This window comes from Jutongia sp. (assembly GCF_057878315.1).
In genome coordinates this window covers 38,539-54,179 of sequence record NZ_DBLXSO010000006.1, presented here as the reverse complement: position 1 = coordinate 54,179, position 15,641 = coordinate 38,539, and the positions used below count along the sequence as shown (strand labels likewise).

General features: G+C 46.5%; 11 protein-coding genes. 8 read left to right on the top strand and 3 right to left on the bottom strand.

Annotated elements, in window-relative coordinates; genetic code table 11:
- The first annotated feature begins 24 nt into the window (after positions 1-24).
- The 7 genes from ACZLMD_RS02410 (at position 25) to ACZLMD_RS02380 (ending at position 10,768) form a co-directional block, all read left to right on the top strand.
- Entirely contained in the window at positions 25-3,339 is a 3,315-nt protein-coding gene (locus ACZLMD_RS02410; RefSeq protein WP_486818296.1) for a hypothetical protein, read from the top strand.
- Positions 3,340-3,402: 63 nt separating this feature from the next.
- Complete coding sequence (locus tag ACZLMD_RS02405; protein ID WP_484107137.1) at positions 3,403-6,054, top strand: putative Ig domain-containing protein; 2,652 nt, start codon at positions 3,403-3,405, stop codon at positions 6,052-6,054.
- A 286-nt stretch (positions 6,055-6,340) separates the two neighbouring features.
- Positions 6,341-6,775: an RrF2 family transcriptional regulator gene (locus ACZLMD_RS02400; RefSeq protein WP_022307104.1), complete on the top strand. Its 435-nt coding sequence runs from the start codon at positions 6,341-6,343 to the stop codon at positions 6,773-6,775.
- Between the two features lie 233 nt (positions 6,776-7,008).
- A complete protein-coding gene (locus ACZLMD_RS02395; RefSeq protein WP_022307105.1) occupies positions 7,009-7,389 on the top strand; it encodes a BlaI/MecI/CopY family transcriptional regulator in 381 nt (126 codons plus the stop codon).
- A gap of 232 nt (positions 7,390-7,621) precedes the next feature.
- Complete coding sequence (locus tag ACZLMD_RS02390; RefSeq protein WP_484107136.1) at positions 7,622-8,947, top strand: tetratricopeptide repeat protein; 1,326 nt, start codon at positions 7,622-7,624, stop codon at positions 8,945-8,947.
- A 19-nt stretch (positions 8,948-8,966) separates the two neighbouring features.
- Positions 8,967-10,268 carry a GTPase HflX gene (gene hflX, locus ACZLMD_RS02385; protein WP_489495061.1) on the top strand — a complete coding sequence of 434 codons (1,302 nt, stop codon included), beginning with the start codon at positions 8,967-8,969 and terminating at the stop codon, positions 10,266-10,268.
- Positions 10,268-10,768 (top strand): dihydrofolate reductase, encoded by a 501-nt coding sequence (locus ACZLMD_RS02380; RefSeq protein ID WP_022307108.1) that lies wholly within the window; start codon positions 10,268-10,270, stop codon positions 10,766-10,768. The genes hflX and ACZLMD_RS02380 overlap by 1 nt, the downstream gene beginning before the upstream one ends.
- Before the next feature lie 151 nt (positions 10,769-10,919).
- Here the strand turns inward: ACZLMD_RS02380 and ACZLMD_RS02375 are convergent, their stop codons facing one another.
- Both ACZLMD_RS02375 and ACZLMD_RS02370 read right to left on the bottom strand, forming a co-directional pair.
- Complete coding sequence (locus tag ACZLMD_RS02375) at positions 10,920-11,474, bottom strand: hypothetical protein (RefSeq protein ID WP_484107134.1); 555 nt, start codon at positions 11,472-11,474, stop codon at positions 10,920-10,922.
- A gap of 159 nt (positions 11,475-11,633) precedes the next feature.
- Entirely contained in the window at positions 11,634-14,075 is a 2,442-nt protein-coding gene (locus ACZLMD_RS02370) for a glycoside hydrolase family 94 protein (RefSeq protein ID WP_022307110.1), read from the bottom strand.
- A 199-nt stretch (positions 14,076-14,274) separates the two neighbouring features.
- On the opposite strand from ACZLMD_RS02370, the gene ACZLMD_RS02365 reads away from it, so the two are divergent.
- Complete coding sequence (locus tag ACZLMD_RS02365; RefSeq protein ID WP_118560958.1) at positions 14,275-15,057, top strand: polysaccharide deacetylase family protein; 783 nt, start codon at positions 14,275-14,277, stop codon at positions 15,055-15,057.
- Positions 15,058-15,084: 27 nt separating this feature from the next.
- On the opposite strand, the gene ACZLMD_RS02360 is transcribed toward ACZLMD_RS02365, so the two are convergent.
- Complete coding sequence (locus tag ACZLMD_RS02360; protein ID WP_118560956.1) at positions 15,085-15,438, bottom strand: helix-turn-helix transcriptional regulator; 354 nt, start codon at positions 15,436-15,438, stop codon at positions 15,085-15,087.
- Positions 15,439-15,641 lie beyond the last annotated feature (203 nt).

The following is a 15,641-nucleotide window of genomic DNA, read 5'->3' as shown; positions in this document are numbered from 1 at the left end:
AAATAATATTAAAGGAGAGAAAAAATGAAGCGTATGAACATTGCGAAGCGTGTGCTGGCATGTGGTCTTGCGGTAGCTATGGTTGTAACCGGTGGAAATTATTCCTCAGTGAATGTTTCTGCTGCAAAGAAGACCAAGAAGGCTGCCAAAAAGACAAAGGCAACTCTGTCTAAGAAAAAGGTCAGCATGACGGCGGGCGGAACCGTAACCTTAAAGGTGAAAAAAGCAAACAAAAAGGTTAAATGGTCTGCAAAAAACAAGAAAATTGTGAAGATTACAAAAACAAGTGGTAAGAAAAAGGACACTGTAGTAATTACCGGTCTCAAAAAGGGATCTACCGTAGTTACCGCAAAGGTAGGCAAGCAGAAATTAAAATGCAAGGTTACCGTAAGTGTAAGCCAGCTCAAATCCGTAGCTGTTGACAAGCTGGATTACTCTGCATTAACCGTTAAGCTTGCCAAGAAGAAAGCACTGAACGTAGGAGACATCAAGGTATCTGTTAAGGCATACAAGTCAGGTGCCTACAATGGGAACCCGAAGGTAGAGGCACTTTCCACAAAGGATCAGAAGACATACCGTGTTTATCTGACATCCTCTGTCGGACTGAACGACTACGTCCGTGTCACCGTAGGAAAGTCCTCCAAGGAAGTTCAGAACAAGCAGAAGTTCTATGTCAAGGAGGGAATCAAAAATCTTCTTTTAGAGAAGGATGTGATTGCTCAATACGATCTTGACGGGTTCTTTGAGCAGTCCGTTGGCTATATTTCCTACTCTTTGAAGAAGGGAAGCAAACTTCCGAAGGGATTGACTCTGGTTGGTAAGAGAGGTCTTCTTAAGGGGATTGCCACCGAGGCAGGTGTGACAGAGTCTACACTGATCGCTAAGGATGAGGCAGGCAGAAAAGCAACACTCAAGCTTACCTTTAAGGTATACGATGAGACAACGATCGCCGCTGCTGATTCTTCCGACAACAAGATCAAGCTGGATGATTACATGGCTTCCATGAATGCCAGCAGACTTGCAACAGCAGTACCGACAGCTGCTCCAACTGCAGCACCTTCCGTGGATCCATCTGAGTCAGAAGCTCCATCTATCAAGACAGCAGCACCGGCTCCGACCGCTACTGCTACCGTAAATCCGGAGGTTACACCGGATCCTGAGAAGGTATACACAAGTTATGATATTCAGCCTAAGGGAGGCTCCGGCAGCTACAAGTATGATCTGGTTCAGACCGGTACCGATGCAGGTGTTACACTTTCTACAGATGTAACAGATGCTAACAATCAGGTTACCAAGAAGGCTGCAGGCAGCACCAAGCTGTACATTCCTTATGGTCTTGCAGCAGGAGATCATGTATACACGATCAACATTACCGATGCAGCAGATGCGGCACGTACAACAACGGCGACTGTTACAGTGAAGGTTGTTGAGAGCTTCAACATCAGCGGTACGATCAAGGATACAGCAGATACGCCGCTTTCCGGCAATGAGAAGATCTACTTCTATCCGGCAGAGGCGAATAGCAGCAGCGATTATGTAGCAGGACGTACATTCCTGAAGCGTTCTCCAAAGCAGAGTACGGGAAGCTTTTCTTACAGCTACACAGAGCTTACGGCAGGAAACCATCCAAAGGGATATACGAATGGAGCGAGTTACAAAGACTACAAATGTGCAAACGGAGATGAGTATGAGGTATATACGCATACAGATACTGCACAGGCAGGTCCGTTCCCTCAGCCTACGATCCTGACAGAGGCACCGACAGCGGCTCCTTCTGCAGCGGCACCGACAGCAGCACCGGCTGCTTCCGCAGGAGCAACACCATTTACACAGCCGGTTATCGAGGCCGGTAATTATGCGGCAGAGGTACCTGCAGGTACATACACCGTCAAGGTACAGGGTGCCAACGGCGTGAGATATCAGCTTGACGGAAGCGTATCCGTAGCGGCTGATGCACTTGCAGCAGTGAACCTGACAATGCCGGTTCGTTTTGCAAATATCAAGGCAGTTGCCAAGTTTGCAAATGATAAGGCAGTTGCAAACAGCACGGTTTATTTTGAAACAACCAACAAGAAATACGAGCGCATGTCCTTCCAGGCCAGAACAGATTATCAGGGTGTATTTACAGCATCTCTTCCAGCCGGAACTTATGAGGCTTACTGGCTTGATGAGCATAAGCAGAAGCAGTATTTTTCCGGTCAGATCAAGGTTCAGGATGGCATGAATGCAGAGCTTGGTGATATCAAGCTGGCAATCTCAAGATTTGAGGTATCCGGAACATATTCAGTACATACCACAGAATGGGACAGTGCTTCCGGCAAGGATGTTGAGGTTGATAAACTTACCGGTAACAGAACACTGTATTTCTTTGATGCAACCGGAAATGTGACAAAGGTACGCACCAGGTATGACAAGACTTATGATTCAACGCAGCATAAGACAGTATCCGGACCAAATGACGGTAAATATTCAAACGTCCTTCTGGACAACGGTACATATACCGTTCGCTGTGATAGCAGCTATGATGGTCTTAGTACACTCGGAACAGTTACGATCAATGGTGGAGATGTACAGCAGAACTTCGTATACAACGAGATGTCAGCAGGATTGACTGCTGAGTTTGCAAATGCAGCAGTTCTTACACTGGAGCAGGAGAGCGTCTTTACTTCTACCGGTAACAACGATCTGCTTGTGAAGTTTACAATTCCTGAGACACAGGGACAGACAGAGGTAGCGTATGATGTAACTGCTATGCTCAATGGCGGAGATATGCCGTCATTCATCTCTGTTTATAAGGAGCCGGCAGGAGATACAACTTATTATCAGTATGTTGATGATTTCAGCACGAACGGTAAGATCGATCTTTCTGCAGGAACTTATATCATGAGATTAACACCGGCAGGCAGCTACGGACAGAAGCTTGGTAATGTGAGTGTTAAGGTATCCAAGCATCTGGCTGCATATGAGAAGAGTTCTACTGCGCTGACAATTGGAACTCCGACGTCTATCGTGTGTGCCAAGAATGTGGCTGATAAGGACTTCAAGTATACGGCATATGTGAAGATTTCCGTTGAGAAGGGTAAGAAGTATGAGGTGAACTATGCATCCAAGACAATCGGCGCAAGTCAGATTTCCGTTTCACCGGTTTCTTATCAGTATATTGATGATTTTGAGAAGGTAACAAAGAATTCTGACAGCATCGATGATGCCATCAACGGCATGGGTGAAGGCGCCGGAAAGATTACATTTACGGCATATGAATCCGGCGATGTTTATCTGGAATTCTATACCGATGCAGCACTTTACACAACGATCGATGTGAGTGCAGTGGTAAAATAAACCACGGATCAGGTAAATTGCAATGAAATAACTTGCTTCATTTATAATAAAGGAGATGAACCGATGAAATTAAATAATTTCGCAAAGCGCGCATTCGCCGTAGGTTTAGCTCTGAGCATGGTGGTATCCGGAAGCGGTGTCAATACAGACATCGCTACGGCTGCCAAAAAGCCAAAGCTTAGTAAAAGCAAACTTACGATCAATGCTGGTAAGACAGCAACCTTAAAGGTCAAGAATGCGAAGAAAAAGGTAAAATGGTCAACCAATAAGAAAAAGATCGTGAAGATCACAGTAAGCGGCAAGAAGAAAGAGACAGCTGTTATCAAGGGTCTCAAAAAGGGTAAGGCAGTTGTTACGGCAAAGGTCGGCAAAAAGAAGATCAAATGTAAGATCGCAGTAAAGGCACAGAAGCCAAACTTCAAGTCTGTTTCTGTAGATACTTACGATGATTCCTGTCTTGTACTGAACCTGAAAAAGAAAGACAGTTCTCTGAAGGCAGAGGATCTTACCGTAAATACAAAGTCTGAGACAAACGGTGCATTCAATAATGCAGTCAATGTCCAGAAGATCGTTGCAGTAAACGCAAAGAAATACCGTGTATATCTGATGGACTCCATTAACAATGGCGGATATGTTCAGATCACCTCCGGTGTCAGCAAGGCTTCTACACAGTATAAGCTTCCGTTCCAGGCAAAAAGCAAAACCGGTTCGGTAGATGTTCTGCTGGAAAAGGGCGAAAACTGTGTGGAGAGTTTGAGCCGTCTGTTTGAAAACCAGATCGGAGACGTGAAGATCGCTATTACAAAGGGAACTCTTCCTGCAGGTCTGGAGCTTGATAAGAAGTTCTATATGATCAAGGGAATCCCTACAGAGGCAAAGACCTCACAGGTAACGATCAAAGCAACCGATGAGTTGGGAAGATCAGCAACACTCAAGGTAAACTTTGGCATTTATGACAATACGACACTTGCAGTTGGAAACAGCAACGGTGAGATCGCATGGACTCACACGATGCAGGAGAATGCAGCTGCACAGGCAGCAGCCAACACAACAAAGCTTGATATCGACAAGCTGGATGATCCAAGCGACTGCTATGCACAGACTTACAGGATCACACCAATGGGTGGTTCCGGAACCTATACATATACTCTGGATACACCGGATAATGCAGATGTCAGACTGACAACCGATAAGATCGCTGATGATGCATCCAAGACAGTGACAAAGAAGGCTGCCGATGAGACAACGCTTTGCATTCCATATTCTATTACAGCAGGAACACATACCTACAAGGTAGTGATTGCTGATGTGATGGATGCAAACCGCACCTGTACTGCAACAATCACTGTAAAGGTAGTTCCTTACTACACGATCAGCGGTGTTGTAAAGAGTAACAATGGTCTTCCGATCAGCGGTGTGTGTGTAGACTTTATCTCACCGAAGGAAGGCGAGGAAGTAGACAGTGCGTATACTTCTCGGAGATATAATGGTGCATCACTCCAGCATGGTAACGGATATGCTACCGTTGCTTACTACGAGGCAGAGCTTCCGGCAGATACCTATATCGTTAAGGTAGAGGGAGACGTTACATATGAGGCAACAAGCAAGCTGAAGGTTGCTAAGGCAGACAAAATCGCAAATGTTACAGTTCCGGAGCGTTTCTATACAGTAAGCGGAACGGCTGCCTATTCTAATGGCAACAAACTGAAAAACGATGTGATTGAATTTGAGTGGAAGAATCATCAGTATGAGACATATAGTGGCGATTTCGGTGTTGATACCAACGAAACAGGTAACTTCAGCGTTGCACTTCCGGAAGGAACCTATACCGCATATGTGAAGGATGAGAAGGGCAACAGAAAGTACTTCAGCAAGAATATCAATGTTACCAATAAGGATGTTTCCGTTGGTACGATCAAGGCAACACTGGCACGCTACTCTGTAGAGGGTCTTGTATTCAACGGAACCTCCATTGATGCACAGACACAGTTTGCAGATAAAATTGCTGATACACAGCTCTACTTCTACAACGATAAGGGACTCTGTGTTGCACAGCCTAAGACGGATTCAGAGGGATATTACAAGGTATTTGTACCGGGTGATGCAACATACACCGTGAAGATGCGTTATGCAAATGCAGTTCGTACACTGGGAACCGTTGCAGTTGCAAAGGCAAATCAGAAGGATATCAATCTGACATACGCAGTTGCTACCGATATTGCAGGTGCTACCGCTTATACAGCAAATCCTCTTGCACCGGAAGCAGTTCTGAATTCTGTTGGCGGCAGCGATGTGATCTGGAGCTTTACACCGGCTGAGACAGGCATTTATAACCTGGCTGCATCAACCGCAGTAAACAACGGCGCTGAGCTTGCACTGTTTGATGCCAATATGCAGTATATCGCAGGAAGTACAACTGCTAAGGACGATGATTCACCGGCAGTTCTTACCACAAAGATCTCTAAGGTTGTACTGGAAGCAAATAAGGTATACTACATCAAGGTTCAGCCTACAGGCGTGAAGGGATCTAATCCATACACTCCTCAGGCTCAGGGTGAAGTGAAGTTAGCAATCACCAAGGAGGCAGTAGCAACACCGACTCCTGCACCAACCACAACACCGGAACCGACCACAACACCGGATCCGGATAAGACACCTGCTCCTGCATCGACCGCAACCGCAGAACCAACCGGTACACCTGATGTGATCGGATAATTGACTGCATTAGAGCTGGTGCTTTGCAGAACAATGTAATACATGCATCTGTCTTTCGGACGGATGATCTGGAGACTGTGCTTTTGCACAGTCTCCTTTTTTGTGGTATAGGAAAATGCTCGTAATGTGGTGGGAATCGAGGGCAAAACACTGGTTTTGCCTTTTTTGCTGAGTATTCCGCTAATTCATAGATAAATACTATGGAAAAATTCGGGTAAATGAGTTATAATAATGAAGTTATCAGGAATACAGTGCGCCTCAAGTGCGCAGAAAGGGTTGATTATATATGAAGATATCATCAAAGGGAAGATATGCATTACGTCTTATGCTGGATATTGCACAGCATGATAACGGAACTCCGATACGCATCAAGGATATTTCCCTGCGTCAGGAGATTTCCGATAAATATCTGGAGCAGATTATTTCTATTTTGAATAAGGCAGGGTATGTACGCAGTATCCGCGGTCCGCAGGGAGGCTATCTTTTGACACGCCAGCCGGAGGAATATACGGTCGGCATGATCCTGCGGCTGACAGAGGGAAGCCTTGCACCGGTAGCCTGTCTGGAGAGCGATGTCAACACCTGTGATCGCAGCGAGAACTGCGTGACGCTTCGTGTCTGGGAGAAATTAAAGGATGCGATCGATGGTGTGGTCGATCATATCACACTCGCTGATCTGTTGGAATGGAGCCGGGAAGGTGGGGACAATTACTGTATCTGACCCGCACTCGAATGGAAAAATTCTACTTTTATGAGTTATGTACTATTATGAATTGTCTCTTAGTTGTCATTCACAATTTGGACAAAGAAAGTTCAAAAAGAAATCACAGGAAAGTGCTTGACCCATATAATACGATTTGTTACATTATAAATGTAAAGCATATAATAGTTCTTGCAGACTAGATTATGCATAATGGTGAGAGGACTAAACAGATATACTAGGAGGATTTCATTATGAGAGCAAAGCCATTGACGGAGAGTGAGAAGATCACTATGAAGTGCGTATGGGATATAGGGGATGGAGCAAGATTATCACGTATTATGACTCTTGCAAACGACAAGTATGGTAAGGAATGGAAACCACAGACAGTTTCTACATTTCTTGGCAAGCTGGTTCGCAAAGGTTTTGTTGAGCAGTACAGAGATGGAAGATATTTCTATTACCGTATTCTGATCGACAAGCATACCTATCGTACCCAGATGATCCGTGATGATGTGGAGTTCTGGGATGATGACAGTTTAGAGATGTACATTTCTGAGTTGTTCGACAAGAAGACATTTACAGCAAAGGAACGCAAGCAGTTAAAGAGCCTTGTTGCAGCAGCAAAGGATTGATTTTGAGCCTGAGAGGATCATTTGTACAGACCTGAGGTCACAATGAGAGAGAAAGAGAGCCCTTCCGTTATGGAAGGGTTTTCTTTTTACCTGTGTATGGAAAATGCTCGTAATGCAGTGTGAATTAAGGGAAAAACGCCGGTTTTGCCCTTTTGCTGTTTTTATGCTATACTTTTAGGACAGAATGTGTTAACCAGAACGATGCGATTTGTATAGATAGATGGAGGCAATTATGAGAAAACAGACATGGCTGGCAGCGGTAATCTTAAGCTGTGGCGTATTGATGGCAGGCTGCGGTTCCGGCAACCGTTCCTACCAGAAGGGGATCAAGGCGATGCAGGCAGGAGAGTATGAGGATGCCGGTACATTTTTCAAGAAGGCGATCAAGGAAAATGATGAGCGTGCCGAGTATTATATTGCTTATGGCATGTACCTGAATGAGCAGGGCGAATATGAGGATGCTGTCAAGCAGTTTGAGCGTGCTTATCAGGATACGGAGAATACCATTGCCAATGTAAATAACAAGCAGGTGTACCTCGGTGAGGCAATCGCTTACACGCATCTGCAGAAGTACGAAAAGGCATTGTCTCTTTGCAAGAGAGCATTGAAGCTTACGAATACAGCCTCTCTTGATAACAGGATATGGTGCAGTGAGGGAGTTGTATTAGAGGCACTGAACCGTCCGGATGAGGCGCTTACAGCGTACCGGAATGCAGTAAAGGGTAACAAAGAGAACTGGCAGGCATATTTCCGCATGGGTGTGATCTATCAGAACAATGGCGATTCCGATGCGGCAGGGCAGGCACAGGAGTATCTGCTTTCAGCCAGTCAGAAGGGAGACCGCGAGGCAGGATATTATCTTGGCATGCTCTATCTGGAGCAGCAGGATAAGGTCAAGGCGAAGAAATATCTGGAGAAATATATCAAAAACGGCAGTGGGGAATATCTGCTTAACGCTTATAATTCATTGGCAACGCTTGCGATTGAGCAGGAGGATTACAGTCAGGCGGATGAATATCTGTCAAAGGCACGCCGTGCGGCGAAGGGCGCTGCGGCAAAGCAGCTCTGGAAGAATCAGATGCTGCTGATGGAACGTCAGGGACTTTTCGGTGAGGCACTTTCGATCGCACAGGAGTATTTAAAGCAGTATCCGGATGATCAGGCAATGAAGAAGGAGTGCCGTTTCTTAAAGACGAGAAATGAAGTGGCGAAGGGCAATGAGGCGGTACAGAGCCAGACGTCAGATGCAGGTACATCACAGACAACAGGCAGCGATGACACAGGAGATAACACAGCTGCGGGTACCGGAGCGGATAATGATAACGTGTCAACGTCAGCAACAAGAGCAACTGCTACGAAAGCTCCACAGTCGCAGACATCAACAATGGGAACCACCGGAAGCACGGCAGCACCTAAAAGTACAGCAGATACAGGACGTACCGGTACAAGCACGACAACGGCACCAACGGCAACGAGACGGCCGGCAGGAACAACGTCGACGGCGACACCGGCAGGTACCGCCTCCTCTTATATTGATACACAGGAGAGCGTAAATTAGCCGGTACGGCAGAGTGTGAATGGCAGGAGACAGAAAGGGAGCAGTTATGGCGGACAGATTATATGATACCGAAGAACGGCAGGAACGTATCATTCTTGTCGGGGTAGAGACGGCAGAGGGCGATGATACCAGACAGTCCCTGGAGGAGCTGGAAGAGCTTGGTCAGACAGCGGGAGCAGTTACGGTTGGTATGGTGATACAGAAGAGGGAACGCATGCATCCCGGCACATATATTGGTAAAGGAAAGATCGAGGAGGTAGCGCAGCTTGTCCGCAGCAGACAGGCGGATACCGTGGTTTGTGATGATGAATTAAGTCCGGCACAGCTTCGCAACCTTTCGGATGCACTGGATGTCAAGGTGATCGACCGCACGGTCATGATCTTAGATATCTTTGCAAAGCATGCGACTACCAATGAGGGGAAGCTTCAGGTGGAGCTGGCACAGCTTCGCTACCGTTCTTCCCACCTGATCGGTGAACGGTCAGAGCTTTCCAGACTTGGAGGCGGAATCGGTACGAGAGGTCCCGGAGAGCAGAAGCTGGAGCAGGATCGCCGCCTGATAAGAAATCGTATTTCCCAGCTTAAAAAGGAACTGGAGCAGGTTACAAGAACGAGAACATTGACCAGGAAGAAACGTCAGGAAAATTCCATTCCGGTTGTGGCGATCGTTGGTTATACTAATGCCGGTAAGTCCACGCTTTTAAATTATCTGACCGGAGCAGGGGTATTGTCGCAGGATAAGCTGTTTGCAACGCTGGATCCAACGACAAGGAAGCTGACCACTGAGGAGGGAGAGGAATTTCTTCTTACCGATACGGTCGGCTTTATCCGTAAGCTGCCGCATCATCTGATCCAGGCATTCCGCAGTACGCTGGAGGAGGCAAAATATGCAGACATCATCATTCATGTGGTGGACTGCTCCAATCCGGATATGGATGCACAGATGTTTACTGTGTATGAGACACTTCACCGGCTGGAGGTCGGTGACAAAAAGATCATCACGGCATTTAATAAGATCGATCTTTCGGACGGAGCAGATGTGCTGAAGGATCTGAAGGCAGACAGGACGGTTCGTATTTCTGCCAAAACGGGAGACGGAATCCCGGATCTGATCGAAGCAATTTCAAAGACTGCCAGAGAGGGAAAGCTTGTCGTGGAGAAGACGTTTTCCTATGCGGAGGCGGCTGGAATCAGTACGGTGCGAGGCATTGGAAAGATCCTGGAGGAGGATTACCGGAACGAGGGGATTTATATTAAGGCAGAGATCCCGGCAGAATATGAATATTTATTTGTAGATAAGAAACCGAAGGAGGAATGGTAATGAGACTGATCGCAGCGGTAGACAGCAATTGGGCGATAGGCAATAAGGGGGAGCTGCTCGTAAGCATCCCGCAGGACAAGAAGCAGTTTCAGGAGCTGACGATGGGCGGTGTGATCCTTGGCGGTCGAAAGACGATGGAGGGACTACCGGGAGGAACGACATTAAAGGGACGAAAGAATGTGATCCTCACCCGAAAACAGGATTACCGGTACTCCGATGCGGTTATTGTTCACAGCATTGAAGAAGCACTGGAGGAGATCAAAGCCTATCCGGAGGAACAGATCTATATTATCGGAGGAGAGCAGATATACCGCCAGTTTCTTCCATACTGCGACAGAGCATATATCACAAAGATTGATTATCATTATGAGGCGGATACGCATTTTCCGAATCTCGATGAGGATCCGGAGTGGGAGATGACGCACATCTCCGACGAACAGACCTATTATGATCTCGAGTATTATTTTACGATCTATCAGAAGAAACAAAAGAGCAATTAGACTTTTGGAAGATAAGAAAGATTATGGGTACAGTGATATATCCCGTGTGCGGAGTTTGTGACTGTATCAAAACAAGGCAGTTCCTTTTCCTTTAAGAAAAGGGCTGCCTTATCTGTTTATATCGTGTTATGCTGTAACAACTGTTGTCGGATCATCCCTTTGCGTCAAATACCGGAAGGGCATCATACACTTCCGCAAGCGGTGTCACATCGCTGTCTGAGTCAATGTCTCCGGCATATTGTCGTTTCTTGCCGCGTTTTTCTTCCTCCTCGGCTTCCTTTCTGGTATCCGGAAGTCTGCAGTAACCGGGAGTTTTGCGAAACTCCTTGTAAGCTTCCCGGTAAGTCGCGATGATCGCATTGCGGTCCGGATCCTTCTCGGATACATGTGCGATCGCATCATTGACCACATCCGAAACCTCCTGCTTTGATTTACACTTCTTCATCTGCTCTGTCAGCCACTGGCGTTTCTGTTCCATGCGGCGTGCTTTCTGATATGCTGCAGGATCGTTCGTCCGCAGAAATGCCAGCTCCTGTGAGGTCAGCTTCTGACCACTCTCCAGTTTCGCAAGAAGCTTCCGATGATAGCTTTCCCGCTCCTCATCCGTCATGTCCGGTGTCGGATCGGACATTTTAAACAGTGCTTCCTTGATCACCTGATTGATATTCTGTGTGCTTTTTTCTTCTTTGTTTACAGATGCATCCATTCTATTTCCTCTATTCTGTCATGATATGGTGAATGCCATCCTTTGCCTTCCCGGATATAATATCGGCATGATCGGAGAATCTCTGAATACCAACAAAAAACGATCCGGGATTTTCTTATCCCGGATCGTTCTCAATCGGTCAATATAAAGGAGAATGGATTAGCCCATTACAACAGTTACGTTGTACTCGGTCTTACCCTTCTCATAAGGAACAACAGTTGTTCCGGTAAGCTCTTTGCCGTCTACGATCAGCTTGGCAACGCCCTTCTCAACCTTATTGTCGTTCTCAACGGTGATGTTATAAACACCCTCGCGGTACTTTCTTGTCATGGTGAACTTCGTTCCCATCTCGGCAGGGATACAAGGATCAATGCTAAGTCCCTTCAGAGTAGGAACAACACCGAGAATGTACTGGGATACATTGACAAATGTCCATGCAGCAGTACCTGTCAGCCAGCTGTTCTTAGCCTGACCGAAGAAGTGTGCATCCTTACCGGCGATCATCTGAGAATATACATATGGCTCTGTGCAGTGGATCTCACTGATGTCCTCGATGTAAGCAGGGCATGTCTTGCGATAGATCTCAAATGCACGGTTACCGCGACCGATCACTGTCTCTGCACAGGAAACCCAAGGGTTGTTGTGGCAGAAGATACCGGCGTTCTCTTTATATCCAGGTGGGTAAGAAGAAATCTCACCAAGCTCTACATGATATTTGGTGTATGGAGGCTGAAGGAGGACAATACCGTACTTGGAATCAAGCTTCTCCTTAACGGAATCCAGTGCCTTTTTGGCTTCACCGGTCTCCACACCGACACCGGCAAGTACACAGAAGCCCTGTGGCTCAATGTAGATCTGACCCTCTTCACATTCCTTGGAACCAACCTTGTCTCCATGTGCATCGTAAGCACGAACGAACCAGTCGCCATCCCAGCCGTCCTTGAGGATCGCATCGTTCATGGCAGAAACCTCAGCGCGGGCACGGTCAGCTTCATCCTGCTTGCCGATGAACTCACAGAGATCTGCATATTCTTTACCATATTTCACGAACATACCTGCGATAAATACAGACTCTGCAACAGGTCCCTCACTTGGACCGAAGGTCTGGAAGGACTCGCCGGGCTGCTCAGAGAAGCAGTTTAAGTTCAGACAGTCATTCCAGTCAGCACGACCGATCAGAGGAAGGTTGTGAGGTCCCTTGTGATTTACGATGTAATCGAAGGATCTCTTCAGATGCTCAAGAAGAGGTACTGCGGTTGACTCATCATTATCGAATGGAACCATCTCATCGAGAATCGTTGTATCACCTGTCTCACGGATGTAAGCAGATACACAGGCAACAAGCCACATTGGATCATCGTTGAAGCCGGATCCGATATCTGCATTACCTTTCTTGGTCAGTGGCTGGTACTGATGATAAGCACTTCCGTCCTGGAACTGGGTAGAAGCGATGTCAATGATTCTCTCACGGGCACGCTCAGGAATCAGATGTACGAAACCGAGCAGATCCTGACAGGAATCACGGAATCCCATACCACGACCGATTCCTGACTCATAGTAGGAAGCGGAACGGGACATGTTAAAGGTAACCATACACTGATACTGGTTCCAGATATTTACCATACGGTCTAACTTTTCTTCATCAGACTTTACGGTAAACTTGGAAAGAAGATCTTCCCAGTTAGCTTTCAGGGCAGCAAGGGCAGCATCAACCTGTTCGTCTGTCTGATATTTTGCAAGAAGCACATCGGCAGGCTTCTTATTGATAACGTTTGGAGCAACGAACTTCTCATCCTTTGGATTCTCGCAGTAACCGAGAACGAAGATGAAGCTCTTTGTCTCACCCGGCTCAAGAGTAACATTGATCTGATGGGAGCCGATCGGATACCATCCACTGGTGATAGAGTTGTGGGACTTGCCCTCCTCTACAACCTGAGGATCTGTTACTCCGCGGTATGCACCGAGGAACTCGTCGCGGCTTGTATCAAAACCGTCAACCGGAGCATTTACAGAATATACTGCAAAATGATTACGACGCTCGCGGTACTCTGTCTTGTGATAGATCGTAGAATCAACAACCTCAACCTCACCGGTATTTAAATTACGCTGATAGTTGGTCATATCATCCATCGCATTCCAGAGACAGAACTCAATGTAAGAAAAGAGAGTAAAGCTCTTCTTCTCGGATGACTTGTTTGTCAGTTTGATCTGATTGACTTCACAACTGTCGTTCAGAGGAACAAATGCAAGGAGAGATGCCTCCAGACCGTTCTTCACAGAAGTGAAACGGCTGTACCCCATACCATGGCGGCACTCATAAGAGTCAAGCTCTGTTTTGACCGGCATCCAGCCCGGATTCCATACGGTATCGCCGTCCTTGATGTAGTAATAACGTCCACCCTCATCATTTGGAATATTGTTGTAACGATAACGGGTCAGACGCAGAAGCTTTGCATCCTTATAAAAGCTGTAGCCTCCGCAGGTATTGGAAATCAGCGAGAAAAAATCGGTGCTTCCCAGATAATTGATCCAAGGAAGTGGCGTCTTCGGTGTGGTGATGACGTACTCCTTATTTGGATCATCAAAAAAACCAAATTTCATATAGTCCTCCATTCCGCCGTAGCACGGCATATAGTATAATGTCGGTCTGAAACAGACCTAAGTAATTAAAGTATATCGTAATATGAGGGGGAAATCAAGAAAATACTTAAAGATTTTCGCAAACATTTTCGGCATTCCCGGCATAGAAGGAAAGAAAACAGAATAGGGTGAAACAAAGGGTGATATTCAGGATGGAAAAATGACGGAAAATAAGAAAAAAATGATATGTCTGGCAGGGCTTACACTACTGACCGCTGCAGCAATACTCGGGTTTGAAAGAAAACAGGTGAAGAGGTATACCGAAACGCTCAGCGTAAATGTGACAACGCAGCCGGCAAGTGCTGTCCCGAAAGGAGCAGCGACATCACAGCCGGTAGTCTATCTGACCTTTGATGACGGACCAAGCTGTCTGACACAGCAATATCTGGATATTCTGAAAAAGCATGATATTCCGGCGACGTTTTTTCTGATCGGGCAGCAGGTGGAAGAGATGCCGGAGGTGGTTGAAAGGGAATTGAAAGAAGGGCATGAGGTCGGAGTTCACACTTATACACATGAATCGTGTGATATCTATCAGTCCTGTGAGGCATATTATGAGGATGTTCATAAGGTAAAGGATCTGCTGGAGGAGAAATTCCGGTATCAGCCGAAGCTGTGGCGGTTCCCGTGGGGGAGCGCAAACTGTTATATCCGTTCTTATAAAGAAGAAATCGTGGAAAGACTTCATGAGGAGAAGATGGAATTTGCGGACTGGAACGTCAGTGCGGAGGATTCCGTCGGGCATCCCGGCGTTGAGAGCATTCTTGCTAATGTGAAAAAAGATGCCTTCCGGGTACAGGATCCGGTGGTGCTGATGCATGACTCCGGCAGTAACCGGGCAACGCTTGACAGTCTGGAGGCAGTCATTACTATGTTTGAAGAGAAAGGATACCGGTTCCAGACATTGTCGCAGCGCAAAACCTGCTGTCATTTCGGAGAATGACAGCAGGTCCGGTACGGCCGGGACGGATCAGGGGAGAAAATCCCGGAGAAGATAATACAGATAACTGACCTGACGCGGAGTCAGCTCGTCACACAGGGGAAGCAGTACTGTCAGAAGCTTGGATGGCGAAATAACCTGAAGGGAAGCCGAATCCGAAGCGGAAAGAAAAAGATCATTGGGAGTGGCATTCAGGTAATTGCATATTTCAATAAATTCCGTAAACGAGGGAAGATATTTCTGGAGCTCAATTCCATTGATATAACTCCGGTTGTGCCCGAGATCGTAGCTCATGGCACATGCGCTGATCTCTCTGGCTTCCCGCAGCTTGGCAAGCTGGAGTGCAAAATCTTGGGTCTGAAGTGCGACAGGATTTTTTTTCATTTGTTTGTGTACCTCCTAAAAGTTGGTGATTATAATACTATTTTATAGAAATTATGCTAATTTTACCAATAAATTTTTACTATATGCCGTGTTGTACACGGCAATTTTAAATTTTGAGAAAGACAGGGAGATTTTTTCAGGGGACAGGGAAATGTTTACCGTGCCGGGTAAAAGCATTGATTTCAAAAAATGAATATGATATG

Coding starts and splice junctions, on each gene's coding strand:
- ACZLMD_RS02410 (WP_486818296.1), top strand. CDS start 25: ATGAAGCGTATGAACATTGCGAAGCGTGTGCTGGCATGTGGTCTTGCG.
- ACZLMD_RS02405 (WP_484107137.1), top strand. CDS start 3,403: ATGAAATTAAATAATTTCGCAAAGCGCGCATTCGCCGTAGGTTTAGCT.
- ACZLMD_RS02400 (WP_022307104.1), top strand. CDS start 6,341: ATGAAGATATCATCAAAGGGAAGATATGCATTACGTCTTATGCTGGAT.
- ACZLMD_RS02395 (WP_022307105.1), top strand. CDS start 7,009: ATGAGAGCAAAGCCATTGACGGAGAGTGAGAAGATCACTATGAAGTGC.
- ACZLMD_RS02390 (WP_484107136.1), top strand. CDS start 7,622: ATGAGAAAACAGACATGGCTGGCAGCGGTAATCTTAAGCTGTGGCGTA.
- hflX (WP_489495061.1), top strand. CDS start 8,967: ATGGCAGGAGACAGAAAGGGAGCAGTTATGGCGGACAGATTATATGAT.
- ACZLMD_RS02380 (WP_022307108.1), top strand. CDS start 10,268: ATGAGACTGATCGCAGCGGTAGACAGCAATTGGGCGATAGGCAATAAG.
- ACZLMD_RS02375 (WP_484107134.1), bottom strand. CDS start 11,474: ATGGATGCATCTGTAAACAAAGAAGAAAAAAGCACACAGAATATCAAT.
- ACZLMD_RS02370 (WP_022307110.1), bottom strand. CDS start 14,075: ATGAAATTTGGTTTTTTTGATGATCCAAATAAGGAGTACGTCATCACC.
- ACZLMD_RS02365 (WP_118560958.1), top strand. CDS start 14,275: ATGACGGAAAATAAGAAAAAAATGATATGTCTGGCAGGGCTTACACTA.
- ACZLMD_RS02360 (WP_118560956.1), bottom strand. CDS start 15,438: ATGAAAAAAAATCCTGTCGCACTTCAGACCCAAGATTTTGCACTCCAG.